Raw genomic sequence first — 24,240 nt, 5'->3', positions numbered from 1 at the left:
ACCTGCTTAAGCGTTACGCTTCAAAGGTTTCTTTATCGATGATGCCGACGATGGTGGCATCGATAGGGATGTTGTTATTGGCTAAGCCTTGGCGGGCGGAGGATCCGCTGGCGATCATGACGATTTCATCCTCGCCGGCTCCGATTTGGTCGGCGGCAATGAGGGAATTCCCGAACTCCCTGAGCTTAGGGGTTCCGTCCTCCTGGTAAGAGAGGGTCACGGGTTGGACGACCAGGAATTTTAGACCGCGCAGGGATTCTTCTTTGCGGGTCGACCAGACATTTCCGATGACTCGGGCTAGGATCATCCTTGTCCCCTCCCTTTTTCTCTCTCTAGACAGAGCTCGATTCGCCGTTGTTTCAAGGTGTCTCGGGCTAAGGGAGAGATGACGGTTCCTTCGCTGACCAAGACTCTCGAGGCTTCCGGAAATCCGTAGGCTTGTTTATCCCCTAAGAATTTCTTGGTGTAGTAGATTTCTTGGCGCTTGTGGTCAGGTTCGTCAGCAAAGACTGTACGCACCGGCTGATTGATGACCGGGTATTGATTAGGTTGGGATTCCTTGGATTGAGCCTTTGACGCCTGGTTTACTGTCCTTTGTTCATCGGCGAGTAAGTTAGGTTGCTGACTAAGGAATTTCTGATCGAGGATTAGGTTTGCCTCCTGTGAGCCGAACTTAACGTCTGCACAGCTTGGGTTTAAACGCCTAAGGATCTGAACTCCATAGGACTTTAGTTTCTCCAGATAGCCTTCATAAAGTTCCCGATAGGCTGCCGGGGTCCGGTTGGTAAGACCCAGATATTCGGTGTTGAGCTCGATGGAGCTGCCCTGGCTGATCCCTCGCCCGATCAGTTCACTGATGGGGTTATCCCGTATGCCTAAGGCGGCTTTGGCTAAGGTATTGGCGGAACAGGTGGGTAGGATTACTTGGGGCCAGTCTGCTTTTCCCAAGGCCTCTTCCCCGCTGATCCAGCTCATCCCTGCCGGCAGTTCCGGTTTCGCCTGAAAGGCTTGGTCGCTGGGCAGGATGCGGAGGGTATGGGTCTCTCCCCACCGTTTTTGGAGGGTGGCTAAGACACCCGGGAAATCCGAGACATAGTTTAAGAGAACCAGGGCTTCGGATTTAACCCTTGATGGAGGGGCTTGATGGCCTGTTCCTTGTAGGAGTCCTTGTAAGCTGGGATCCGACAGGATACGGCTGACAATTTGGCGGATTAGTTCTTCATTCATGTCATACCCCCAGGAGGATGCCCTGGCTCGTGGCTTCTATGAGAGCCGCATTGGCTTCATCCAGATCCAGGTGCAGTTCTTTTTGGTATTGGTCACTGACACGGATTAAGACATCTTCATAGGTGATGGGGCGGGGGCTTTCGACTTTGACGCAAATTCGGTCCCCATCCTTTAAGCACCATTCCCGGGCATCTTCAGGATGGAGATGGATGTGTCGGCTGGCCACTATGACGCCGCTGGTTAGTTCGACGGTTCCGGCTGGGCCCTCAATCTTTAGTCCGGGGGTGCCTTCATGCTGGCCGGAATCTCGGATCACCGGTTTGACGCCCAGTTTAAAGCAGTCCGTGACGCTGATTTCTACTTGGGTGTTTTTTCGCACGGGGCCTAAGACCCGTACCTTCTCCAGCCGTCCTTTAGGCCCAATTAGGCTGACGGTTTCTTCGGCTGCAAATTGTCCGGGTTGAGAGAGTTCTTTTTGGACGGTTAAGGTATAGCTGGCTCCAAAGAGGGCTTCCAGGTCGGTTTTGGAGAGATGGATATGCCGATTGGAAATTCCAACGGCAACTCGTTTTACCGGGGCTTCCTTTAAGCTGTCCTGCTGGGATTCCCTCTGAGTTTCCTTCTTAGCTTGGTTCTGACCTTCCTGGGTCATGCGGCTTCTTACTTCGCAGGCTAGAATGTAGAAGGCGCTGGAAAGTCGATTCAGAGCCTGAATCAAGTCGGTTCGGCTGCATTCTCCCTTTTCATCAGTAAAGGCTCGGTTGGCATAGAGTTCCACTTCTCGCGACTTAGCTCTTAGCCGGTGAAGTCTAGCCACGATGGGGCCATGGGTATAGCTTAGCGGGGTGTGATCAATCCCAAAATATTTTTTGGGATGATGGGACCTTTCCCGCAGTTCTTCTGGGCTTAGTCCCAGCAAGGTGCTCCATTGAAAGGGCTCTTGTTTGACTTCACTCACCATAAGTTGGCGGCAGAGGGCGGAGATTTCTTCTAGGTGCTGAATCAGCGTCTCTTCCCCTGCTTGCTGAAGTAACATTGAGCTTCACTAGGTCACCTTGAAACAGGTCGAGTTGTCCGCGGTAGGCGATCACCGGGTGAGTCTTGGTGACTAACTCGCCCGCACGCAGATGGGTCATGTGTTCCGGTTTGACGCCTGCTGGGGTTGGAGGGGCTGCCATCGGCGTGGTGGACACAATGGTCTTTGTCCTTGCCAATGCATTGGTGCCCGTGGTCATATTCGTAGCCGTCGTCTGGGCTTGGGTACCCTGATGACTCTTGGACTCTTCCGTAGGCTTAGGTTGATACCCCCTGCTCAAGCTTTGGGCTGCTGAGGAAAAGGTTGTCTTATGAAGGTCTTGCAGTCCGTTTCCTTCGATCTGGACATCGATTCCCTTGGAGCGGATAAAGTCTCTGGCTGAGGGTGTGATCACACTTCCTGGCGGTAAGATGATCAGTGTTTCTTTGTTTTTATGCCAATTGGCTCGCAATTCATATTCTGTGACGATCAAGTCCTCACCTCATTACAGAAGTCAGAGGTCGGAAGCCAGCGGTTAAGGGTTTAGTGCATTTGCTTCAATACTAATTACGTTAGATAGATTGAAGTTAATAGTTAGTTGTCCTTACCTCTGGCTCGAACATTTGACGTTTACTTATTTATCTCCAAAGCTTTTGTTGTCACCGACAGGCAGAATGTATTCCACATCGTGATGGGGGCGTGGAATGACGTGAACGCTGAGGAGTGCTCCCACGCGCTGGGCGGCGGCGGCTCCTGCATCGACGGCGGCTTTGACCGCTCCGACATCACCTCGCACCATGACGGAGACTAGTCCGCCGGAGACGTGTTCTTTGCCGCAGAGTACTACATTGGCTGCTTTTAACATTTGGTCGGCTGCTTCGATCGCTGGGATTAATCCTTTGGTTTCTATCATGCCAAGTGCTATTACACTTCGATCTTGTGCCATTTTAGTCCCTCCCTAATTTCGTGGTTCGATATTCGTGGTTCGATATTCGTGGTTCGATATTCGTGGTTCGATATTCGTGGTTCGATGTTCGTGGTTCGATGTTCGTGGTTCGAGGCTGGGGATTCTTGTATGAGTCCTCAATGTTTAACTGGTTAATGTTGAGGTGAATTATTTACCGCATTTCATGCCGTTTATATGCTGCATGACTTTGTTAAGAATTTCTTGCACTAACTCAGCATCGATTTGCGGATTTGCTGAGGTTTGTTGTTGGCTTTGAGCTCTCCCACTACTTTCCTGGGTATTCATGGGGTCAACGGGTTTGCGCTCCGGGATGCCCAGATGCCAAGCGACTCGCTTGATGTTCAGCAGATGTAAGGGGGTCACGTTTTCGGAGACACTGGATCCGGCCCAGGTGCCGCAGCCTAAGGTGAAGGAGGGGGCTAAGCCCGTGGTGGCTCCTACGCCGCCCATAGCTGCCGGGGTGTTGATCAGTAAACGGTTGACGGGTTTCTTCAGGGCAAACTCTCGGATCACTTCTAGGTTGTTGCAGTGCATGGCCAAGCTGTGTCCTACTCCGCCGGCTTCTAAGAGCTGGAAGCAGCGCTCGCACCCTTCATGCCAATCCGCCACTCGGTAAAAGCCTAAGACGGTGGTCAGCTTTTCATAGGATAAGGGCCATTGGGGGCCGACGCCTGCTAAGGGGGCGACTAAGCATCTGGTTTGCTCGGGGATTAAAATCCCGGCCAGTTGGGCGATGAATTTAGGTTCTTTGCCCACGACTTTCGGATTGACCCCTCCGTTCGCTAACATAACCACCTTGGAGACTTTGGCCACCTCCTCGGGATCGAGGAAATGGGCACCTTGTTTCTTGAGCTGGATAATGAGGTCATCGGCGATACATTCTTCGGCAACAATGGCTTGTTCGGAGGCACAGATGGTTCCGTTGTCAAAGGTTTTACCCATGACAATGTACTCGGCGGCTTTAGCCAGGTCGGCACTGCGTTCCACGAAGGCCGGGACGTTTCCGGGGCCCACACCGAGGGCTGGTTTTCCGCTGCTGTAGGCGGCTTTAACCAGGGCGCTTCCCCCTGTGGCTAGGATCATGGCTACATCGGGGTGTTTCATGAGTTCGTTGGTGGCTCCCATGGAGACATTCATGATGCAGCCGATAACCCCTTCCGGCGCTCCCGCTGCGGCGGCGGCTTGCTGCATAATTTTTGCCGCTTCATGGGTGCAGCGCACGGCACTGGGGTGGGGAGAGAAAACGATGGCGTTGCGGGATTTCAGGGCGATCATGGCTTTGTAGATGACCGTTGAGGTAGGGTTCGTGGTCGGGACGATCCCGGCGATGACACCCACGGGTTCTGCGATTTCCCAAAGCTTTTGCTCCTGATCTTCTCGGATGATTCCCACGGTCTTCATGGGTTTGATGAACTCGTAGAGAGTTCGCGAGGCAAAATAGTTCTTAAAGCATTTATCGTTATAGTTGCCCATCCCCGTTTCGGAGACGGCCATCATGGCTAGTCTGGCTGCATTAGCTTCCCCGGCTTCCCGCATCATATCGATGATATGGTCCACTTGCTCTTGCGTGAAGTCTTTCAGGGCTTCTTGGGCTTTGCGCGCAGCTCGCACTAAATTTCGGGTTTCCTGTAAGGAACATAAATCGCGGTCAAGTTCCATTACGAAGCTGCCTCCTCCCTGTTTGTACTAAATATAGAAAGTCTAACTTTTCGTTGCATACTGCAAGTAGGGTTAATTCGTGCGAAGACAATGTCTTCGTGTAGCCTAGTCTTCTATCTTAAAATTTCAATCCGTTTTCACAGACGTCAATAACGGCTCTTTGGAAGGCTTCGCAGGCGGATTTGCAGGCGCTTTGCGAGCCGGTTAAGAGTCCGCCGCCAAAGTTGGTTTCCGTGGGGGGGCCGTAGAAGGCTTTCATGCTGACTTCGGCGGCTTTTAAGGCGGCGTCTAAGCCAAACATGGCTTCAATCGGAGGGGCGATCAGGTAAGAAAGAGCCTGGCCTTCTTCAATTCCGGCAACTTTAGAAAGATAACTTCCGGTTCGTGAGATAGTGTGAGGAAAGAACGCTGTTTTTCCGCCGTCACAGGTGTAGAACCAGCATTCATTTTCCAGGTGTTCGATGCAGGCATCCACTCCGGCCCGGACTTCCGCCGGATTAGGGCCGGCTAAGATGCCAATGATTTCTCCGGATAGCGGGCCGGAGGCTCGGGCTGCTCCGCAATAGAAGCTTTTGGCATAGACGACTTCGACTTCCGCTTTTTTAGTGGCTTCATCTAGGGCTACGTAGGTGGAATCATCAATGTCGGCGGTGATCATACCGATGGAACGCTGATAGTCCGTCAGGCCCAGCTGCTGGGCCAGATCCGGGGCTACATTCGGGATTAATCGGACGGCTAATACTTTAGGTTTTAGAGGCTCTATCATGGTTATCCTCCCAATCTACTGCCGGACGTTTTCTATAGTCCGACGTTTTATTTGTTTTCAACGTTTTTGGATTTAGGTTTCTCTTCGAATACCGGTAATTTAGGCAGGATGGCTTCTAATTCAGGGTGTGGGCGGGGTATAACATGACAACTGATAAGCTCTCCGACTCGCTCAGCAGCGGCTGCTCCCGCATCAACGGAGGCTTTTACCGCTCCCACATCTCCTCGAACCATGACCGTCACTAAGGCGCCTCCAACTTTTACTTTCCCGATTAGGGTGACATTGGCTGCTTTGACCATGGCATCTGCCGCTTCAATAGCTCCTACGACTCCACGGGTTTCTACCATTCCTAGTGCTACCAAATCTTCTCTTATAGCCATTTGTGTTTGCTCCTCTCGCTATCGTTTTATTACTAGGTTTTATGACTCTACTTATATAAAGCAGGACTTCCATGTTACTAATAACCTCAACCGCTACAATGGAATCAAATGATATTAATTACAATCAGTACATTGATTTAGTCCTCGACAACTGGTAGTCTGATAAAAGGAACAAGGCGATCACAAAACCTTCGGGACTCATTTAGTTAGTTAGACAGTAGCGATCACCATAGTATTAGTTAAGGTTATCTTCAACTCCTTTCATAAAATCGTCTTTGAATCTAATATGCAAATATTATGCCATTTCAAAAACTATTGTTTATCTTAGAAAAATCCAAACTTTCTATTGTTTAAACTCATAAAAGGAGAAAAAATAAGTCAACCTTGACTTCATTAAGTCAAAATCTTTATTTTAATGACTATTACATTACTTAATAAGCATACTAATTGGAAAGTTAAAAATTAACAAATAATTCTTAGGGAAAATCGGTGACAAAGAAGGGTTTTTTATAAATCAAGTCGAAAATGAATAATAAGTCATAAATGATTTAGTTTTATCTAACTGTTCTTACTCGTTTGTCTTTATATATACAATATCCTATTCAAGAGGAGGAATAAGCAGGATGAATACGGAACCTGAAGCGTTAGATTTTAACACACTTAAAAAAATCCTTGACAATTCCCATGATGAAATCTATGTAACAAACGCTAAAGGAATCGTCATTTACGTAAATAATGCCTGTGAAAAACATTACGGTGTAAAATCCTCAGAAATTATAGGCAAAAAGTCGAGGGAAATATCTGAGAAGAAATATTGGGGACCTCGAGTCAGCCCCATCGCCATTGATAAAAAAATGAGCATCACACTTGAGCAAAAAACATGTACCGGCAAAACATTGCTTACTACGGCAACTCCTATCTTCGACTCTAATGGCAACATTGAAATGATTATTGAAAATTCTCGAGACGTTACTGAATCGGAAGGTATCAAACACGAATTAGAGAAAAGCACTAAGCTATTAATGAGATATGAAAAAGAAGTCGCTGTTCTTCGTGAAAAAGAAACTAAAATACCCGACTATGTTTGTAAAAGTTCAAAAATGGAGTCTCTTTTAACACTTGTTCGACGAATCGCTGCTGTCAATTCAACAGTTCTTTTGCTTGGCGAATCCGGATCCGGAAAAAGTCACATGGCTAAATATATCCATAATAATAGTCCAAACAAAAACGGCCCTTTTATTACTGTTAACTGTGCTTCAATCCCCTCTGAACTGATGGAAGCCGAAATGTTCGGGTATTCTAAAGGTGCTTTTACCGGAGCAAATGTAAAAGGTAACATAGGTTTAATTGAATTGGCAAATGACGGCACCCTTTTCTTGGATGAGATTGCCGAGTTGTCCCCCCGCATGCAGGCCAAGCTATTACAAGTTCTTCATGAGAATCAATATTTTAAAGTCGGAGGCCGGGAAATTCAGCAAGTTAATTGCCGAGTTATAGCCGCTACAAATCGCAACCTACAAGCAATGATTAGTAAGGGAGATTTTCGAGAAGATTTATACTATCGTTTAAATATCTTTGAAATAGTACTACCTCCACTAAGGGAACGAAAAGAGGAAATCATTCCACTTGCTCAAGAGATTCTGTCCAAATTCAATCAAAAATACAAGTTAGACCATGAGTTAAGTGATCGATGCTATGATTTATTTCTTAAATACCCTTGGCCGGGCAATGTTCGAGAACTAGAGAATATTATTGAACGTTTAACAGTAGTAACTCAGGCCAAAGTTATTGATGACTTTGATTTGCCTCAATCATTTCTAACTTTAATAGAGCATCCGAACCCTTTTACACCAACCGCCCCTAACAAACCCCTTTCCCTTGAAGAAGCTTTGTGTGACGTGGAGAAAAACCTGATCTTAGAAACCTATAAAACATTAGGGAGCTCTTACGAAGTTGCCAAATTCCTCGATATCAGCCAGAGTAAGGCTAGTCGATTAATCCGCAAATATGTCCATACTGATGAATAACAATTAATCTACAAAAAAAGCAATATACCCCAAAGCTATGCAGCAGATTAAACCAATGACATTCTCTACAAAAAACAAGACATCTAGATTTCTGGAGAATTCCGGTTTGATTTTTTTCTTTAGAAATAAGGTGATGATCATTGCACCCATATTCAGAACAAATAAAGGAATAAGTACAAACCTTGAAAAATCAGGTGTTAGCATTTGTTAGACTCCTCCTTCGTATTGAATCCCTTAAATTCATTATAGTACAAAAATTTCTACAAATGTTGAGGTTCTTCGGGAACTTGTTGAAAATGGCTAAGGAATAATTCCTTAGCCATTTTTTTAATAAATCAGCTTCAACTCGAAGTTCGATTTTTGCTTAAGAGTGCATTCCTGCAAAAAAATCTTCATTATTGTCAATAGGTTTATCAGCAATGGCTGATAACTGTTCTGCTGTGGGAGGCGGAGAAGCATAGGTACCAATGATGACTCCTGCAATACCACAGACTAAGCCAACAACACAATAACCATAGTAAGAGTTTGCCATTGCTCCCGGGCCAAAAATCCAGTCCCAAATTGGAGTGTTATAGGAGAATGCCCACACCTTATATTCAAGAATAAAGAAGATGAAGGTGCCTAAAGTTCCAAACAACCCGCCAAGCATTACGCCTAAAAGAGTAGCACGTTTCCACCACAATACATAAAGCATTACGGAAATACCTGCTGTAAGCAATCCTGAGGACAAGAAGTAGGCATCATTGAGAGTTGCTCCGATGACTGGGCTATTATAGAGCAAAGCCAGAAGTATGTTTATCACAATCATGAAAACTGTAACCATGCGCGACCATTTAACGATTTTGGCATCAGACCAATTTCTCTTCTTATAGATTAATGGTTGTAATACGTCATAGGATAGGTTCATTGCAGTTATGTTGCTATAGTTAGCAACCGTTGACATTGTATGAGCAGACAATAAGAATATCAATAGTCCTTTTAGCATGGGCGGCATATAAGTGTTGATATAGGCTGATATTATGTTGTAAGCTCCTTTATCTCCTAAACTTGAAGCAGCAGCGTATACGCCATCCGTTGCTTCAGGTGGGAAAACGATAAGTCCAAAAAGTCCAATAACCGCGGCGGGAGCAACAATGATGAAGGTATTGAAGGTAAGGCTATATAACCCGCCTCGACGTGCTTCACTTGTACTTCTAGCTGCTTGTGCTTTTAACCAAAAATCTTCGGCTGCAGCCCATCCAGGTACCAAACCAAGCATAACAATCAAGGGGAAGGATAGTGAGACATAAGCGAAGAAGCTAGCCGAGTTCTGAGTTGAGTCAACTGGATAAGCCATACTGTTGACAATCGGCTGGGCCTCCAACATGCCAAAAATCGTTGTTCCTCGAGCTGTAGCAATACCTTTGGCGGTTAAATACATGGCCACAGCTGTAACAATCAGAATGATTGCTCCCATAAAGAATTGAACAACATTAGCATTAATTACTGATCGGAATCCACCCATCCACATGTATATTGCAATTGGGATCGCATAGATAATGATCATTGCCTCAATGGAAATTCCAAGAGCAGGTGCCATGATCAGTGAAGCCGCGTATAATTCAGCCGCTGACCAAATCGTATAGGAAAAGATATTTATTGGAGCGGATAGTATCCTAGCCGGCAGTCCAAAGCGTTTTTCTAGCATTTGGCATTGAGAGATAGCCTTAATTCTTCTTAAAGGACGGGCCATTAGAAATTGCCAGATATTCGAAAAAAACCATGGGATAGCTACGACCCACAAGCCTGATAACCCCAGGTCATAGGTCGCCCAAGTCATCCAAGTGATCATACCAATTAACATCCACCCGGACGCTACAGACATACCTACCATATATGCCGGTTGACTACGGCCTGTGATCCAATAATCATTATGCTCTTCTTCAGCGCTGGCAGTGGCTTTTTGCGTTCTATAGGCATTCAAACCTACTACGATAAGGAATACGATATAAGCAAAAAACACTAACCAGTACCACAATGGACTTACATCAGCACTACCCATTCTATTCACTCCTTCATACGAATTCATAAATCCCTAGACTTACTTGCTTGTTATTTCTTAGTCAAGTATCACCTTCCTTGTCGACAAATTAATCTACTCAATAATGATTTAAAATTATTGAAATAGTGCGAAAATATATCTTATCTTTGACTGTTGCAAAAGCTATGCCAAATATGACGCCTTTAATATGGTTGCCAAACCCTGATGGTTTGGCTTATACACCCTATAATCAAGCACTATAGCGAGTCAGTTTTAACTCATCTAAGTCAGAATAGAGAAAGAGCCGATAATTATATCGACTCCTTCGTCTACTCAATTAATATTAGAATTTCGGTTTTCTTGGTCTTCTTCTTGCTTCTTTTTCCTTAGCCTTAATTTCAGTCGTTTCAGCTTCTGCTTCTAAGACTATTTCTTTCAACTGACGTTGAATATCTTCAGGCAGAGGATTTTGATTTTGGTAGTTCTCAAGAATATCAATAGATTTAGCATAGGAGGTTTCGACAATATCCTTACTGCCAGCCGCTTCCCAGTTTTCTCTATTCCTACGATCTAACAATTCTGTTTTAGACAGCTCTTTAAAATGCGCATAAGTGTGTTCATGGCTAATGAACTCTCCGCCGATACCTACCGAACGGACAACTTCCAAGGCCATTTTTTCGTCACTTATGGGTATCCCTTTAATGGTATGCATAATCATACGAGCCATCTCGTTTTGCATAACCATTTGAGCATAATCCCAAGTCAAGCCACCTTCGAGCATCCCTAAACCATATATCATGTTAGCGCCTGCTAACGCTGGTAATAAAGCGGTTAGGGTAAACTCATGAGCTGCTTGGGCATCCGGTACTTTGCTATCAGTCTATCCACCGGCAACCCAGACCGGAATATTATAGAATTGGGAAAGCTTGGCACAAGCTGCACTAAAGAGAGCCAGTTCAGGAGTTCCGACACAAGCAACAGTTGTTCTCAGATCCATCATGGTTGTAGAAGTACCATAAACCATTGGATACCCTCTTTTGACGAGTTGACCTAAGACAAACATGCTTAAGATTTCAGCATTGTGAGTCACTAGAGTACTGGCCAAGTTAACGCAGGTAGTTCCTCCGGCTAGACCCATGGAATTGATTTTTGCCGGAACACCTAAGCGAATCGCTTGGAGAAGAGTGTCTGTCGCACCTTTTGCATGAACTAAGGGAGCAACAGGGTCTGTGCTTTGTGAGAAAAGGGGTCTTTCACGGAATTTATCTTCGCCACCGGAAACAAGATAGCCCATTTTGGCAGCCGCGCGCATATTTTCCGGGCGATTCATCCCAATATAAGCGTGCTTTGTCGAATAATTGAAGAATGATTCCGCTATATGAACTTGTGCAACATCCGGATCAACTTCCGAGGGCCCTAAAGCTCTTTCAAAAACAATAATCTGATCCATTGTTTCACAAAAGCGAGTCACATCATCTACGTCTTTTTTTAACGGCTTCCTTAATTGGCGAGTATAAGGGTCAATCAGTCGGATAGCTTCACCAAAGTTAACAAATCCAGTGCGATTTCCTTCATTCAGCCAATCATTTTCACGTTTTCTTCCACAAGCTCTAAATGTTTTAGGAATTGAGCGAATAGCGTCTTCCACTAAGTGCGCTGGTATTTTGACAATATTTGTTTTTCGATTAAGAGTACATCCAGCACTATAGAAAATTTCCCGTGCTTCTTCACTTTCAACTCTTACTCCGATGTCCCAAAGCAGATCTAATGTAGCTAAATGTACATCGTACAGCTCATCGTAGGTAAACATATTTAGCCCGATCCCATCCATTCTAGTAGAACCAGCATGTATACCTCTGTATGTCAAAAAAATCACCTCCATATTTATATAGAACTAGAAAGTCACGAAGAAATTAGCCAGAATTATATGAATAAACCACCCCCTTAAAATGACTATAAATTATAAATAATCTAATTATTTGGAAGCTAAAAGTCTCTTGCAGAGCTCTACAGCGGATCCAGCATCCGGAGCATAGCCGTCGGCACCAATGGTGTCAGCATATTCCTGAGAAACAGGCGCTCCCCCGATTATGACTTTAACTTTGTCTCTTAGCTCTTCTTCTTCCAACAATTCAATAATATCTTGCATGGCAGGCATTGTCGTAGTAAGCAGAGCTGATAAAGCAACAATATCAGGTTCATGTTCAATGACGGCATCAATAAAATCTTCCGCTGAAATGTCTACTCCCATATTGATTACTTCCAGACCGCCGCTCTCAATCAGCATGCCGACAAGATTTTTACCAATATCGTGTAAATCTCCTTTTACAGTTCCCAGAAGAATTTTTCCTTGGCTTTTTTGATCGGCTTTGGCAATTAGGGGTTTAACAATTTCCAGTCCGCCACTCATGCTTTTAGCTGCCATGAGAACTTCCGGAACGTACATATCCCCAGCTTTAAAACGAATTCCTACAACATTCATTCCGGCAATTAGGCCCTCATTGACAATCTCAAGAGGACTATTCCCAGCTGTGATAAGATTTTGAACATGCTCCTTCACCTTATCCTTTTGACCCTCGATAACACTTTTGGCAAGATCGGCATAGTTAGACATTCCTTAAATTCCTCCTCTTTTTCAAGTTATAAAGACATAGACACACTAAGAGTTAGCCCTTGAGAAAAACCTTCCGCTATATTTGGTAAGGTTTTTTTATAATAAAGCTTGCTCTTGCAGTTTTCGAATCATGAACAAGCTTTATTTCTCTTTGGTAAATGGTCATCAGTCGTTAAAAAACTTCCCTTTTATAAACGCGAACCATAATTTTGATTAACGTGGGTCGAAGAATACTTTTCCAACTTCCAGCCAGGAATTTTACAGGTAGTGCAAGCACGAAAAAATAATTTATTCCGAAGACAACGAGCTGCTCGACTGTGTTTAGAATTGTAAATTTGAAATTTCTCATTGCAATGGGTCACGATCTCTGCCGTATTTCCTCTTATTGTCATACTTTTCACGCCATGTAGAGTACCACTTCTAGAGGGCCATAGCTTTAATTTTTCTACGAATTTGAAAAAATCAACATTTTTGCGATAATAACGTTTCTTTTTGGTTGCATCTGCTGTCATGACATCACTCCTATCGTGATCCTACACTCTAGTCATAAAACTCTAGCCAGAGTACTCCTTCTCAAAGACTATCTATTAGTACATCAAACATCATGGTTCCTACGCCTATATGCAGGGGGTCATGTAGTAATCTTGTCGAGACCTTTTTCAGACCGTCAGCCTGGACACCAAGGGGTATACCGGGAGCTGCAATCCTCGTATTTTCAGTGATATGTTCCAATAAAATGATATTTTCAGCAGGACAAGCATCAACTATGTTTTGATAATGGTTTAAGGCAGCATTTAAATCAGTCTCGATAGTTACCCTATACCCGAGCCTTCTTAAATTCTCTTGGAGTCTTTCGCTTGATGCACTCACAATGTCATAAACTCCAACTTCTGCCCGGAAACCGGCCAGGGCAATAGCTGCCCCTACACCAACTGGACCAGCCCCGATCACTAAAACTTTTTTACCTTCTAATCCATTACTCATTCGCTCAAGTCCAACAGCATATCCTCTACCGGTAGCATCGCCATTGTCAGAGACCTTACCGGTACGCACATTGACTGCAACAAAACGTTCATCATCTGCCATAAATAACACTTCCGCGCCCTCTTGAATTGCCTCCGCAACCCCACCGGCATCCCAACTCTTAGTCGTTAACGCCTTAAAGCCCAGATAGCTGATTATTCCGGTTACAGATTCCGCAAACCCCTCAATTATTCCTTGACCACAAGACATGGGAATTACAGCTACTTTTAGTTGAAGCTGGTTCACTTCGATATTAGCTTGAAGTCCTGCTGCTCTCGCAGCAAGCTCTTTCAGCGAACAACCTGTTTTATCAATCAATTGTTGGTCATAGTCTTCTAGTGTTGTAGGAATTTCTACAACGTCTTCGTGCTTTAGTCTTGTCAAGATGATCAACTCCCTGAGGCATATATTCTTTCAGATAGGTCTGAATGGTACGGATCTCTGTCGTAGTAATGATGGATTCCCCATTCATTTTTTATTGCTTGGATAACAACCTCACGCTGTCTCCAGGCCGCTTGTAGGTTTTTTCCTTTAATGATTAAAGTAGCAACCCATTCAGTCTTTCCAGGAATATAGTTAGAAATGGCTTCATCAGCTCCAAAGAAATCCGGATAGAGGTGCAGAGGCCCTGAGTCAGCCATAATATGCTCTCCGCATATTTCAAGACCATCGTTCCAGACATGGATGTGTTCAAAGATAACACCAGATTTTTCTTTTATTTCGAACTCAGTCCAGGGTACCTTGCTGACAAAAGCCTCCCCTATAACTTTTAACATATTAACTCCTGTTGAATGAAAAACAGTAATCGGAGTTTGACTTGGAATTCTGGCATCTATCTCCAGAACTTTCAATTTTCCTTTATGCAAAATTGTCTCTATATCCATAATCCCGTTTAACTTAAGAGTTCGCGCTAGGTTCATGCCAATTTGTTCGAATTCATTTCTCAGTTCATCCGATAATATGGCGGAACCAATAACTCGCTTACAATCATAGTTTTCATCCATATGAAGTTCGGTAATCTGCAGCACTTTATAGACTCCTGCGTATCCGATGACTTCTAATGAATAGGATGGCCCTTCTAAATACTCTTCTATGACCCAGTCTGTTAACCCATTATCAAATAAACTCTTAAATTCTACAGCACTTTTTACCTTTTGGACTCCTTTACTTCCACTTTCACCAGATGGCTTTGCAATTATTGGAAATCCACATTCCGGCCAAGGGATTGGCCCCGGAACCCCTGTCCGGGCAAACATTTCATTCGAACTAATTTTCGAAGAAGAAATTCCATAGGCCTTACTATCAAAAAGCAAGGGAACATGAGCATAATGAGCGCTTCGGACTAAACTATCTAAAACCTCTTGATTTTCTAAAGCAGGAATAATGAGATCTATATCTTTTAGAAATGGAATCCATTCATCAGTTTTGGTTACATCCACATTATAGAATTGGTCACACAATTCTGCTGCCGGCACCCACTCATTCTTATCAACCAGAACAACTTCCCAGTCTGCTTTTTTCGCTAAGTAGGCTACCTCTAATCCTTGGAGCTTACCCCCTACAATTACTACTCGCACCTTAGGGCCCCTTTCTAGAAATTATGTGAAAGTTTTTTTCTCCGTTGAATCCATTCTGCGTAATCATCACGGCTTGCCAAACCAAGCCCGCATTTCTCTAAGACAGGAGTAATCTTAGTAATTGTTCTGTTTCCATCTTCAATATCTAACGATTGATTAGATACGCCGGCTAAGCCTGATTCAGGAGGGATAATTGAAGTAACAACATTGGCCCCTGCGTTAAGGCGTTCTGCTAAGCCGTTTAACCCGTCAACATCCAATGAAGCAGGAATTAAGAGATCCGGGAACACTATGCGCATGACGGCGATCACAAGTAACTCCTTTGCCCGTGGAACCGGGGAAAAGTTTTGCATGGGTGTACCTTTTTGCGGTATGAAGCTCATTATTCTTACTTGATCTGAACCCAACCTGCCCATTTCCTCCAGTGAATCAACCAAGTCTGCATCAGTATCCCCGACTCCGGTAAGTAAACCTTCTTCTAGGAGAAGGCCCATTTGTTGAGCTACTCTCTTTCTCTGCATACGTTCTTCAAAATTTTGTCCAAGTCTTAACTTGCTATATAATTCGGGGTTATGAGTTTCCTGATAAGTAGCATACCAATCAACGCCAGCCTCTTTAAACTCCATGAGAATATCTTCAGGAACAACCCCTGCCGAAAGCATAATAGGGATATTTGTACTCTTCTTTATCATCTCAACGGTTCTAATCATATGAGCAAATCCCGCACCTTGGTTCTCAAAAAAGAAAGGATCTTCACCCATTGTTAAATCTATTAAGTTTACACCTGAATCTACCAAACTAAATGCAGTTTTCATGATTTCCATATCTGTTTTACGATAACGTTGGAGTTCCTTATTTGACTTTCGATATAAACAAAAGGCACATTCATTACGACAATAAGTCGAGAAATACACGAAGCCATAGGTGAATATCTTATCCTCAAAGTAACGTTCCCTAAGAAACCTAGCAGTTTTAAAGACCTTGGCTACGTCCTTTTGATCCGATACTTTTAACAAAAAGAGAAGTTCATTGCGCTTTAGAGGGATCTCTTTAGCTGCTTTTTGCAACATTTCATCTAATTTCGAAGTTGCCAAATCCACTGTCATTTAGTCACCTTCTTTTTTTGTTTAAGTATACTACATAATTTGTATTGAACTATACTTTAACTTGTAGTTAACATTTCGTGTTCTTATTGGTTGATCTAATAAATTAATTTCTATTACAAATTTAGATGCAAGTTTCATGCCACATCAAAAATAATCACACTAAAATATTCTGATTATCTTAATATCTCTGAAGATCCTCCTGTGCTAAGGAATTTATCTGTTTTCGTCACCTCAATTTCTCTTTAGAAAAGCAATTGTTATAGTTCGGGAAGGTTAAAGATATTAGTATTCAAGTCGGTCACTACTTCATGTAAGTCATTATTAACTTGCTATCTTCCAAGACTTGCGAGAACCACCCCCACTTAAAACAGCTCTAGTTCGAGTAAAAAAATTGGCCCGGTTTTTAAACCAGACCTTCAAAGGAATTCAGAGATTTAGATGTGAGTAAATGTATAGTCTATAATGCTACCTATTATTGGTTAGCTTTAATAGCTCGATCTAGACTTCCATCGTGAATTAATGCGTAAGCCCGCTTAAATCTATTTAATCCATATGGCCAATATTCTTCTCTTGATTTACCCATAGCAATTTGAAGTACTGCCCAATATGACCATAAAGCATCACACAAAAATTTATTAATTATCAGGGATCCGATTTGTTTGTCTGTCAAATCCCCGCCATAGTACTCTTTCAAGAAGAAACGTTCTTGTTCATCAGTCAATTCGGCTTCTATGGCCAATGCTCCTAAATCGAACAACGGATCGTTCATTCCGCCATACTCCCAGTCGATAAGATAGAAGTTCTTTTTATCGTCTAACCAGTTTTCACAAAGCGGGTCATTATGGCAAGGTGCTTGGGGCGGAGGATTGTTTTTAAAGAGCTCTTTGATTTCCTCGATTTTCTTCTCCATAGTTTCTGCACCTTCATAAAATTCTGAATTTTTTTCCGCCAATAATTTCATATATATATCGATTTCCTTTAGTGGGTTAAAGACAGATATGAATTCCTTCTGGCAATCGTGATACTTTTTGAAAACCTTAGCCGCCATACTGAGATATTGTCTTTCTTCTTTAAAATCTGGAATATGTAAGGTTTTACAATCATCAATATACTTACACACCTGGTTTCCAGTAGTTTCATCATAATAAATAATCGGAGCACTTATTTGAATATCAGCCATTAATTGCGCATTATGCTTTTCTGCCGGACGATTTAAGTATTCCATAGTACCTGCTCCAGCGAGCCTAACAGCATATGTAACTCCACCAATTGTTACTTTATAATTGTTATTTGTTAATCCTCCAGGCAAAATTTCAATTTCACTAATTCGGGATTCGTTAAAAAAGGGAATCTTGCTAATCATTTTGTAGATGCGTCCGATATGTTCCTTGGATATGGAGGGTTCGATCATAACTTGTTCATGCATAATTATAGATCCTCCCGTTCAAATTAGAATTTTCTCAAACACACAACTCAAATTCCGAACTCCGGTATTAGAATTAAATATTTAACCGTACACCATTAAGATACGTAAGGCTCCTACCCATGCTTTGGACATTTTGGGATCCCTCTTTAATCATTAGTAATCGCTCTAATCCAAACCCTATACCAACCCATGGATCAAAAATTCCCCATTGATCATCCAGGACATGAGGACCCATAGCACTTGAGCCTAATTCAATACCCTTAACAACATCTAAGGTATCTCCATAAACAACAGAAGATTCTGACTCCAGTTGGTAATCATCAATTCCCACTGTGTTCATAACCAAGTCAGCAAGTTCTTTTAATCTTTGATGCCTCTGATCAAGCGGCAATCCTAATTCCGTTAGGTTAAGCATTGTAAACTCATTCAGATGTAAGGAACCTTTCGATTCCTTCCTATAGCAAGTCCCTATTTCAAAGATCCTAATTGGTTTTTCCCATAAACGCAAAAGATCTCTCCAGAGGGTATATAGATTTGGAGCCAGCATAGGACGTAAACATCGCTTTGAATCAAGCCAAAAAACCTGCGAGAAAAGCGGATGATCATCGGATACGGACATTTTTGCTAGGGCTGTTTTCGAGATGATTGTGGGAGTGACTACTTGGACAAATCCCTCTTGTGTCAAAGCTTCTACAAGCTGTTGTTCAAGTACACTTAAGGACGGACGCCGATTAGTTTCTAACAATTCTTGCAATTTTTGTTTTCCTCTAATTACCAGTAAATGTTCCTGTTCCTGATAAGCACGATCCCGTTCTTGATGAGACTCAAAACACATTTCTTGCAGTACTTCACTGGCATTAAGTTCTTGTAATCGTTGTTTTTGGATGGGTGTCCATGTAATGCTCACTCTCAGTTTCCCCCCTGATAATATTGGCGAGGAGTACGGGAGTTTCACCCGCCTACGCGGATTTAGAGTCCACGCGATCAATCCGATCTACCCCCCATTTAAAAATGACTTCAAGAACTCGCCTGAAATACAATCTGTTATCATTGCAAATTCCATGCCAATTCTCTGGTTTAGACAAATCTAAATTTCAGCAAACCCTTTATTTACAATCTTAGCCTAGTTTAGAGTACACTTTACAGCATTTCCTTTAGATTTCAGCCTAAAGCATCACTAGTTTGTCCCAAACCCTATGAAGCAACCTTCAACTAAATTCTATTTTATCTTACATTAATACAATAATTCAAGTCACGAAGGACTTTTGTCAGTCATTCATGACTTATTTATGACTCTCATTATTGTTTTTGCTACACTACAAGTTCTTTTTCTTCTCTGAGTAATGTGCTTAAACCTCAAGTCTGAATCACCCAGATCCTAATTCTCTGAAAGGTATCAAAACTAATTCATTGAATTCACAGTGGAAAACAGTTCCTGATAAACCGTTATCGATATTTTTGACTCCCAATGTCCCGTGACAATTGCCAAACCGATAATAATAAACCACAGAGCCAAAACTCCAAGTGCCAAATTATATAGGGACAGAAAACTTCGACCTGTAACAGCTTGAAATTTGAGAGTGTCATTCACAGGGCATTTTTGCACACAATTCAAGCAGCCCGTGCATTCCGGAGACCATACCCTCTCTGCCTTCTCAACAAGCACCCGGTTCGGACAACTTGCGTTACATTTTCCGCAATGAACGCAGGATTCTCTATTACGCGTGATTTTGAAGGGACTGAGTAGGCTGAATAGTCCCAAAAGTCCTCCGTAAGGACATAAATAACGACACCAAAAGTTTTCAAAGAAAATCGATAATACTACAACAAGTCCGATTACACTCATCCCCACAATACCCAGATTACGGAAGAAAGACAGCATCTTTGCATCGGCCAAAATATTATACGGAGTGTACATAAAAGATATGGCTTCATGACCGCTCATCATGAATAAAATACCCATAAGGAAGACTGATAAGAGGATGTATTTGAGCGATCGCAAACAAAGGTCTAACCAGTTAGGAATCTGAAAATTTCTCCCAAAAATCTGTTTGCCAATTTTGGCTAGTCCCTCTGAAAGTGTTCCAATGGGACAAATCCAAGCACAGAAAGATCGTTTGAATAACACTGATAAAGTGATCGCTGCCAGGAATATCACTAACCCAGCCGGATGAATAGGATCGAATTTCCCAGTCGCAACCCATGCCTTCAAACCGACTAGAGCACTGATTGGCAAAAACCCCTCTACTCCCGCCGGCCTAGAAACTGTTAAAACTGAATTATTGGCCAGTTGTTCAGTAAACATGACAAAGACTACTCCGATATACAGTACTATAACGGCAAAGAGGAGTTGTACAACATTTCTAACTGAAATATTTCTGTGGATGTTGAATTTCATATTGACCCCCAATCTAGATTTGCTGTTAACTTTTAAGGTTCATACTCAAAAAAGAAGTACATCCCTATTATACTAAAAAAACGGGCATAAATAGTGATATTGATCACATGGAATATTTTGTTCACTTGGAAGTACCAACACTATGAACCAAGTCATAAAAAAAGACAACTATACCGCTGCACTCTAAAATGGACCCTATAAAATAGACAGTTAAAAAAAGGCTCACTTGCCGTAAAATTAACTGACTCTATTTATAGGGTCTTTTTGTTATACTTAATACATCAAATTAGGAGAAAAGCTTGGATGGGGAAAAACTATTTTACTGAAGAACAACAGATCGAGCTACAAAAGAATCCATACATTAAAAAAGCAAGTGCAAAATCAATTACCTATACGAAAGAATTTAAAGAAAGGTTCGAAGAGGAATATCGCGCTGGAAAACTGCCGTCGCAAATTTTAGCAGATATGGGGATTGACCATCGTATACTCGGAAAGAAACGAAAAAACAGTCTTGTAGCCCGTATGAAGTTATATGAATTACGCCCTGAGGGGTGTGAAGACACCCGAAGAAATAACACCGGGCGGCCATCCACAAAGGTACTCACCAATACTGAAAAAATTGAGCGCTTAGAACAGGAAATTGCATACTTAAACCAAGAAAATGAATTCTTAAAAAAAAATATTCAGATGAATCGGCAGGCAAACTGGGAATACAAGCGAAACCATCCATCAAATACAAACTCATCAAAGAAATGATCGAACGAGATAACAACCTGTTAAATATCAGCTGGCTATGCAATACAGCCGGAGTATCACGCTCCGGTTATTATCGATGGCTAAATACTGTAGATACAAGAAATGAAAAGGAAGAACAAGACAAAAAGGATTTCGAACTGATTCTAGAAGCATATAAGTTTCGTGGTTATGATAAGGGTTCACGCGGAATTCATATGCGCCTTCTGAATCAGGGAGTTCGAATGAATCGAAAGAAAATACAGCGTCTTATGGGTAAATACGGATTAAAATGTCCGATACGCAAGGCAAATCCTTACCGTCGCATGGCAAAGGCCATGAAAACCAACAATGTTTCTAAAAATCTAGTAAACCGGGAGTTCCAAAAACATGGTCCGGGTATGATACTTCTTACCGACATCACATACCTTTTCTACAATCATGGTGATAAGGCATATCTATCTGTTATTAAGGATGCTTGTACCAAACAGGTAATGGCATATGTTGCTAGCGAATCCTTGGCAGTGGATTTCGTACTTGAAACGGTTAATATGCTTATAGAAAATCACGGAATCACATTAAATAGAGAAACGATCTTGCATTCTGATCAGGGATGCCATTATACAAGCATATCTTTTCAGCAACTTTTAAAGGATAAGAAGTTACGACAATCTATGTCCCGGCGAGGTAACTGTTGGGACAATGCCCCTCAGGAATCATTTTTTGGTCATATGAAGGACGAAATTCATCTGGAAAGGTGCAATAGCTTCTCAGATTTAAAGCTTGAGATTGATGATTATATGGACTATTACAATAATGACCGTTACCAATGGAGACTAGCAAAACTGTCACCAAATAAGTATGCCAATTACATAAAAACTGGGAAATATCCAATTAAAATTTAGAAAATGCCCTCACATCACATTTTTGTGACATGAGGGCATTCTTTTTCAAGACCCCTTTTTTAAAATGTCCTTGACATAGGGTCCGCTTTACTCCACAGTATAGTTGCCTCTTTTATATTCCATTAAGAAAAGACAGCCTCTTTAGTATCACCGATTACCATTTATTTAGCTATTTATTATTTTCCCGCCATTGATGTGAAGCATCTGCCCTGACATATAACTTGAGTCATCTGAGGCTAGAAAAACATAGGCCGGTGCTAACTCTTTAGGTTGTCCGGCACGTTGCATTGGTGTTGTACTCCCAAAAGTCGCCACGCTGTCAGCTTGAAAAGAAGCTGGAATTAACGGTGTCCAAATTGGACCAGGAGCGATACCATTTACTCTAATCCCCAACTTGCAAAGGGATTCTGACAAAGAACGGTTAAAGGAAACTACTGCTCCCTTAGTTGCTGAATAATCAATCAGTTGATCATGTCCCTCATAGGCTGTAATTGAGGCAGTATTTATAATCGCACTCCCGGCCTTTAAAAAGGGCAATGCCGCTTTAGCCATATAAAAATAACTAAAGATATTTGTCCGAAAGGTTCTTTCCAGCTGTTCACTTGTGATATCTAACAAACTATTCTGGGGGTGTTGTTCTCCGGCATTATTGACTAAGATATCCAGTTTTCCAAAGCTTTGTACTGTTTGATTCACAACTTGCTGACAAAACCCTTCATCCCCAATATCTCCGGCATAAACAAGGCAGCGCTTGCCTATTTGTTCAATGCGAGCCTTTGTCTGATTGGCATCTTCATGTTCATTCAAGTAGATAATTGCAATATCTGCACCTTCCTTGGCAAAAGCGATGGCTACCCCGCGACCAATTCCACTGTCTCCCCCGGTAATTAGAGCAACTTTTCCTTTAAGCTTGTTGTTTCCCACATAATTAGCATCTTCAGCAATCGGCAAAGGATTCATCAAGGATTCTAGTCCCGGTTGCTGTTCTTGATGCTGAGCAGGAAAAGTAGGTTGAGGCATGTTAGTCATTGTAGTTCCTCCTAAATCACTAGTTCATTATTAAAATGGCCATTTCTGAAATTTATAGTCGCAAGTTTTATATTCTTCTTTTCGGGATTGTAAGCACTTAACTTCATGGCCTGTTAAAAGATACTACTTTACATATTTTGCAAAAGTGATATCATATAAATATCAATATGAACTCAAGGAGGAATTAAAATGATTGAGAAAAAAGCCTGGGCTGTTAATGGTTATTTTGCTCTGATTCTGATTCTTGCACTGATAACTGGAGGTATTGCTTTAGTCATTCAGGAAAACTTAGTGGGTATCCCCCTGATTATCTTGGCTATTATTTTAGGTTCCGGTATTTTGGTGGTTCAACCCAATAAATCCTATGCCCTCGTGTTTTTCGGGAGCTATCTGGGAACGATCCGCCAACCCGGTCTGTGGCTCAGTGTTCCACTTGCTATTCGCAAGGGAGTATCTTTACGAGTGCGAAACTTCAACAGCAAAACTCTAAAAGTAAACGATATTGAAGGTAATCCAGTGGAAATTGCAGCAGTCGTAGTATTTCGGGTCGTTGATACAGCTAAAGCCATTTTTGACGTTGAAAAATACGAAGAGTTTGTAGAGATTCAGAGCGAAACAGCATTACGCCACATCGCAACCCGTTATGCCTACGACAACTTTGAAGGACAAGGCTTTTCCCTTAGAGGAAATCCTGAAGAAGTATCCCAAGAATTAATGAACGAACTCCAACAAAGGCTTAATCTGGCTGGTGTAGAAGTCAGCGAAGCCCGGCTCACCCACCTGGCCTATGCTACAGAAATTGCCGGTGCCATGCTTCAGCGTCAACAAGCTTCTGCTATCCTCTCCGCTCGCCAAATTATTGTCGAGGGCGCTGTAGGTATGGTCCAGATGGCTATTGAACGAATCGAGAAAAATGGAGTTGTAGAACTAGATGATGAGCGCAAAGCCGCAATGATTAATAACCTCTTAGTCTCTATCGTTTCCGAGCGGTCGGCTCAACCTGTCATCAATGCCGGAACAATGTATTAGTAACTCCTTATCAACAATTTCTTCTATTAATAAATCAAATATCTCCAACAGCTTTACATTGGATGTGTTAAAAATGGCAACAAAGAAGCAGTTCCCTTTGCGACTTGATCCAAAACTTTATGCCGCTCTGGAACGTTGGGCCGCAGATGAATTCAGAAGTACCAATGCTCATATTGAGTTTTTACTTCGAGACGCAGTCCGTCGGGCAGGACGATTACAAGAGCACCCTACCCCAGAGGATTCGGAAAACCATAAAAAGATATAAACAAAAGAAGCTGGTGCACCTGCGTGTTCCAGCTTCTTTCATCTTGTTCTGACTTATCTTTAGTATTCACATCTA

Annotated in this window: 24 protein-coding genes and 1 pseudogene; 5 read left to right on the top strand and 20 right to left on the bottom strand. The window is 42.5% G+C overall.

Features of this window, described 5'->3' with window-relative positions:
- Positions 1–13 precede the first annotated feature (13 nt).
- From DESMER_RS07770 to DESMER_RS07735, 8 genes are all read right to left on the bottom strand, one after another.
- Positions 14–307, bottom strand: a complete 294-nt coding sequence (locus DESMER_RS07770) for a EutN/CcmL family microcompartment protein (protein ID WP_014902504.1) — start codon at positions 305–307, stop codon at positions 14–16.
- The gene (locus DESMER_RS07765; RefSeq protein WP_014902503.1) at positions 304–1,227 is read right to left on the bottom strand and encodes an HFCD family protein; all 924 of its coding nucleotides are present in this window, start codon (positions 1,225–1,227) and stop codon (positions 304–306) included. Before DESMER_RS07765 ends, DESMER_RS07770 begins: the two co-directional genes overlap by 4 nt.
- Position 1,228: 1 nt before the next feature.
- Positions 1,229–2,263 (bottom strand): phosphate propanoyltransferase, encoded by a 1,035-nt coding sequence (gene pduL / locus DESMER_RS22955; RefSeq protein ID WP_242831065.1) that lies wholly within the window; start codon positions 2,261–2,263, stop codon positions 1,229–1,231.
- Positions 2,178–2,657: a hypothetical protein gene (locus tag DESMER_RS24360; RefSeq protein WP_242831064.1), complete on the bottom strand. Its 480-nt coding sequence runs from the start codon at positions 2,655–2,657 to the stop codon at positions 2,178–2,180. Before DESMER_RS24360 ends, pduL begins: the two co-directional genes overlap by 86 nt.
- Positions 2,658–2,876: 219 nt before the next feature.
- The gene (locus tag DESMER_RS07750) at positions 2,877–3,188 is read right to left on the bottom strand and encodes a BMC domain-containing protein (protein ID WP_014902502.1); all 312 of its coding nucleotides are present in this window, start codon (positions 3,186–3,188) and stop codon (positions 2,877–2,879) included.
- A gap of 168 nt (positions 3,189–3,356) precedes the next feature.
- Complete coding sequence (locus DESMER_RS07745) at positions 3,357–4,868, bottom strand: acetaldehyde dehydrogenase (acetylating) (protein ID WP_014902501.1); 1,512 nt, start codon at positions 4,866–4,868, stop codon at positions 3,357–3,359.
- A gap of 118 nt (positions 4,869–4,986) precedes the next feature.
- Positions 4,987–5,634: an ethanolamine utilization microcompartment protein EutL gene (gene eutL, locus DESMER_RS07740; protein ID WP_014902500.1), complete on the bottom strand. Its 648-nt coding sequence runs from the start codon at positions 5,632–5,634 to the stop codon at positions 4,987–4,989.
- A 47-nt stretch (positions 5,635–5,681) separates the two neighbouring features.
- Complete coding sequence (locus tag DESMER_RS07735) at positions 5,682–6,014, bottom strand: BMC domain-containing protein (protein ID WP_014902499.1); 333 nt, start codon at positions 6,012–6,014, stop codon at positions 5,682–5,684.
- Positions 6,015–6,637: 623 nt separating this feature from the next.
- On the opposite strand from DESMER_RS07735, the gene DESMER_RS07730 reads away from it, so the two are divergent.
- Positions 6,638–8,041, top strand: a complete 1,404-nt coding sequence (locus DESMER_RS07730) for a sigma-54 interaction domain-containing protein (protein WP_014902498.1) — start codon at positions 6,638–6,640, stop codon at positions 8,039–8,041.
- A 3-nt stretch (positions 8,042–8,044) separates the two neighbouring features.
- On the opposite strand, the gene DESMER_RS07725 is transcribed toward DESMER_RS07730, so the two are convergent.
- The 11 genes and pseudogenes from DESMER_RS07725 to DESMER_RS07670 all read right to left on the bottom strand — a co-directional run bounded on the left by DESMER_RS07725 (position 8,045) and on the right by DESMER_RS07670 (position 20,205).
- Positions 8,045–8,245, bottom strand: coding sequence for a hypothetical protein (locus DESMER_RS07725; protein WP_014902497.1), 201 nt, complete (start codon positions 8,243–8,245; stop codon positions 8,045–8,047).
- Positions 8,246–8,405: 160 nt separating this feature from the next.
- Positions 8,406–10,082 carry a sodium:solute symporter family protein gene (locus tag DESMER_RS07720; RefSeq protein ID WP_014902496.1) on the bottom strand — a complete coding sequence of 559 codons (1,677 nt, stop codon included), beginning with the start codon at positions 10,080–10,082 and terminating at the stop codon, positions 8,406–8,408.
- 322 nt (positions 10,083–10,404) lie between these two features.
- Positions 10,405–11,871: pseudogene (gene mttB / locus DESMER_RS24355) on the bottom strand ([trimethylamine--corrinoid protein] Co-methyltransferase).
- A gap of 165 nt (positions 11,872–12,036) precedes the next feature.
- On the bottom strand, positions 12,037–12,675 hold the full coding sequence (locus DESMER_RS07705) for a cobalamin B12-binding domain-containing protein (protein WP_014902495.1): 639 nt from the start codon (positions 12,673–12,675) through the stop codon (positions 12,037–12,039).
- 188 nt (positions 12,676–12,863) lie between these two features.
- Positions 12,864–13,187: a pyrrolysine--tRNA(Pyl) ligase small subunit gene (pylSn, locus tag DESMER_RS07700; RefSeq protein ID WP_014902494.1), complete on the bottom strand. Its 324-nt coding sequence runs from the start codon at positions 13,185–13,187 to the stop codon at positions 12,864–12,866.
- A 61-nt stretch (positions 13,188–13,248) separates the two neighbouring features.
- On the bottom strand, positions 13,249–14,082 hold the full coding sequence (pylD, locus tag DESMER_RS07695) for a 3-methylornithyl-N6-L-lysine dehydrogenase PylD (protein ID WP_014902493.1): 834 nt from the start codon (positions 14,080–14,082) through the stop codon (positions 13,249–13,251).
- A gap of 5 nt (positions 14,083–14,087) precedes the next feature.
- The gene (gene pylC / locus DESMER_RS07690; RefSeq protein WP_014902492.1) at positions 14,088–15,275 is read right to left on the bottom strand and encodes a 3-methylornithine--L-lysine ligase PylC; all 1,188 of its coding nucleotides are present in this window, start codon (positions 15,273–15,275) and stop codon (positions 14,088–14,090) included.
- Between the two features lie 14 nt (positions 15,276–15,289).
- Positions 15,290–16,381, bottom strand: coding sequence for a methylornithine synthase PylB (pylB, locus tag DESMER_RS07685; protein WP_014902491.1), 1,092 nt, complete (start codon positions 16,379–16,381; stop codon positions 15,290–15,292).
- A 472-nt stretch (positions 16,382–16,853) separates the two neighbouring features.
- Positions 16,854–17,807, bottom strand: coding sequence for a choline kinase family protein (locus DESMER_RS07680; RefSeq protein WP_014902490.1), 954 nt, complete (start codon positions 17,805–17,807; stop codon positions 16,854–16,856).
- 73 nt (positions 17,808–17,880) lie between these two features.
- Entirely contained in the window at positions 17,881–18,714 is an 834-nt protein-coding gene (pylSc, locus tag DESMER_RS07675) for a pyrrolysine--tRNA(Pyl) ligase large subunit (RefSeq protein ID WP_014902489.1), read from the bottom strand.
- A gap of 495 nt (positions 18,715–19,209) precedes the next feature.
- Entirely contained in the window at positions 19,210–20,205 is a 996-nt protein-coding gene (locus tag DESMER_RS07670) for a 4Fe-4S binding protein (protein WP_014902488.1), read from the bottom strand.
- Positions 20,206–20,508: 303 nt separating this feature from the next.
- Between DESMER_RS07670 and DESMER_RS07665 the strand changes: the two genes are divergently transcribed.
- Both DESMER_RS07665 and DESMER_RS07660 read left to right on the top strand, forming a co-directional pair.
- Positions 20,509–20,961: an HTH domain-containing protein gene (locus DESMER_RS07665; RefSeq protein WP_014902487.1), complete on the top strand. Its 453-nt coding sequence runs from the start codon at positions 20,509–20,511 to the stop codon at positions 20,959–20,961.
- Positions 20,871–21,842 carry an IS3 family transposase gene (locus DESMER_RS07660; protein ID WP_345787941.1) on the top strand — a complete coding sequence of 324 codons (972 nt, stop codon included), beginning with the start codon at positions 20,871–20,873 and terminating at the stop codon, positions 21,840–21,842. Before DESMER_RS07665 ends, DESMER_RS07660 begins: the two co-directional genes overlap by 91 nt.
- 165 nt (positions 21,843–22,007) lie before the next feature.
- On the opposite strand, the gene DESMER_RS07655 is transcribed toward DESMER_RS07660, so the two are convergent.
- Positions 22,008–22,871 (bottom strand): SDR family oxidoreductase, encoded by an 864-nt coding sequence (locus tag DESMER_RS07655; protein ID WP_014902485.1) that lies wholly within the window; start codon positions 22,869–22,871, stop codon positions 22,008–22,010.
- A gap of 189 nt (positions 22,872–23,060) precedes the next feature.
- On the opposite strand from DESMER_RS07655, the gene DESMER_RS07650 reads away from it, so the two are divergent.
- Together DESMER_RS07650 and DESMER_RS07645 are read left to right on the top strand one after the other, a co-directional pair.
- Complete coding sequence (locus DESMER_RS07650) at positions 23,061–23,900, top strand: SPFH domain-containing protein (RefSeq protein WP_014902484.1); 840 nt, start codon at positions 23,061–23,063, stop codon at positions 23,898–23,900.
- A 73-nt stretch (positions 23,901–23,973) separates the two neighbouring features.
- Positions 23,974–24,165 (top strand): type II toxin-antitoxin system antitoxin, encoded by a 192-nt coding sequence (locus DESMER_RS07645; RefSeq protein WP_014902483.1) that lies wholly within the window; start codon positions 23,974–23,976, stop codon positions 24,163–24,165.
- The last annotated feature ends 75 nt before the right edge of the window (positions 24,166–24,240 follow it).

It is taken from the genome of Desulfosporosinus meridiei DSM 13257 (genome assembly GCF_000231385.2).
Lineage (GTDB): Bacteria > Bacillota > Desulfitobacteriia > Desulfitobacteriales > Desulfitobacteriaceae > Desulfosporosinus > Desulfosporosinus meridiei.
The sequence above is the reverse complement of the archived record's forward strand: the minus strand, read 5'-3'. Positions and strand labels throughout refer to the sequence as shown.

What these genes read in the sequence shown, in the direction of transcription:
- DESMER_RS07770 (WP_014902504.1), bottom strand. Translation starts at nt 307, where the DNA reads ATGATCCTAGCCCGAGTCATCGGAAATGTCTGGTCGACCCGCAAAGAA.
- DESMER_RS07765 (WP_014902503.1), bottom strand. Translation starts at nt 1,227, where the DNA reads ATGAATGAAGAACTAATCCGCCAAATTGTCAGCCGTATCCTGTCGGAT.
- pduL (WP_242831065.1), bottom strand. Translation starts at nt 2,263, where the DNA reads ATGTTACTTCAGCAAGCAGGGGAAGAGACGCTGATTCAGCACCTAGAA.
- DESMER_RS07750 (WP_014902502.1), bottom strand. Translation starts at nt 3,188, where the DNA reads ATGGCACAAGATCGAAGTGTAATAGCACTTGGCATGATAGAAACCAAA.
- DESMER_RS07745 (WP_014902501.1), bottom strand. Translation starts at nt 4,868, where the DNA reads ATGGAACTTGACCGCGATTTATGTTCCTTACAGGAAACCCGAAATTTA.
- eutL (WP_014902500.1), bottom strand. Translation starts at nt 5,634, where the DNA reads ATGATAGAGCCTCTAAAACCTAAAGTATTAGCCGTCCGATTAATCCCG.
- DESMER_RS07735 (WP_014902499.1), bottom strand. Translation starts at nt 6,014, where the DNA reads ATGGCTATAAGAGAAGATTTGGTAGCACTAGGAATGGTAGAAACCCGT.
- DESMER_RS07730 (WP_014902498.1), top strand. Translation starts at nt 6,638, where the DNA reads ATGAATACGGAACCTGAAGCGTTAGATTTTAACACACTTAAAAAAATC.
- DESMER_RS07725 (WP_014902497.1), bottom strand. Translation starts at nt 8,245, where the DNA reads ATGCTAACACCTGATTTTTCAAGGTTTGTACTTATTCCTTTATTTGTT.
- DESMER_RS07720 (WP_014902496.1), bottom strand. Translation starts at nt 10,082, where the DNA reads ATGGGTAGTGCTGATGTAAGTCCATTGTGGTACTGGTTAGTGTTTTTT.
- DESMER_RS07705 (WP_014902495.1), bottom strand. Translation starts at nt 12,675, where the DNA reads ATGTCTAACTATGCCGATCTTGCCAAAAGTGTTATCGAGGGTCAAAAG.
- pylSn (WP_014902494.1), bottom strand. Translation starts at nt 13,187, where the DNA reads ATGACAGCAGATGCAACCAAAAAGAAACGTTATTATCGCAAAAATGTT.
- pylB (WP_014902491.1), bottom strand. Translation starts at nt 16,381, where the DNA reads ATGACAGTGGATTTGGCAACTTCGAAATTAGATGAAATGTTGCAAAAA.
- DESMER_RS07680 (WP_014902490.1), bottom strand. Translation starts at nt 17,807, where the DNA reads ATGCATGAACAAGTTATGATCGAACCCTCCATATCCAAGGAACATATC.
- DESMER_RS07670 (WP_014902488.1), bottom strand. Translation starts at nt 20,205, where the DNA reads ATGAAATTCAACATCCACAGAAATATTTCAGTTAGAAATGTTGTACAA.
- DESMER_RS07665 (WP_014902487.1), top strand. Translation starts at nt 20,509, where the DNA reads ATGGGGAAAAACTATTTTACTGAAGAACAACAGATCGAGCTACAAAAG.
- DESMER_RS07655 (WP_014902485.1), bottom strand. Translation starts at nt 22,871, where the DNA reads ATGACTAACATGCCTCAACCTACTTTTCCTGCTCAGCATCAAGAACAG.
- DESMER_RS07650 (WP_014902484.1), top strand. Translation starts at nt 23,061, where the DNA reads ATGATTGAGAAAAAAGCCTGGGCTGTTAATGGTTATTTTGCTCTGATT.
- DESMER_RS07645 (WP_014902483.1), top strand. Translation starts at nt 23,974, where the DNA reads ATGGCAACAAAGAAGCAGTTCCCTTTGCGACTTGATCCAAAACTTTAT.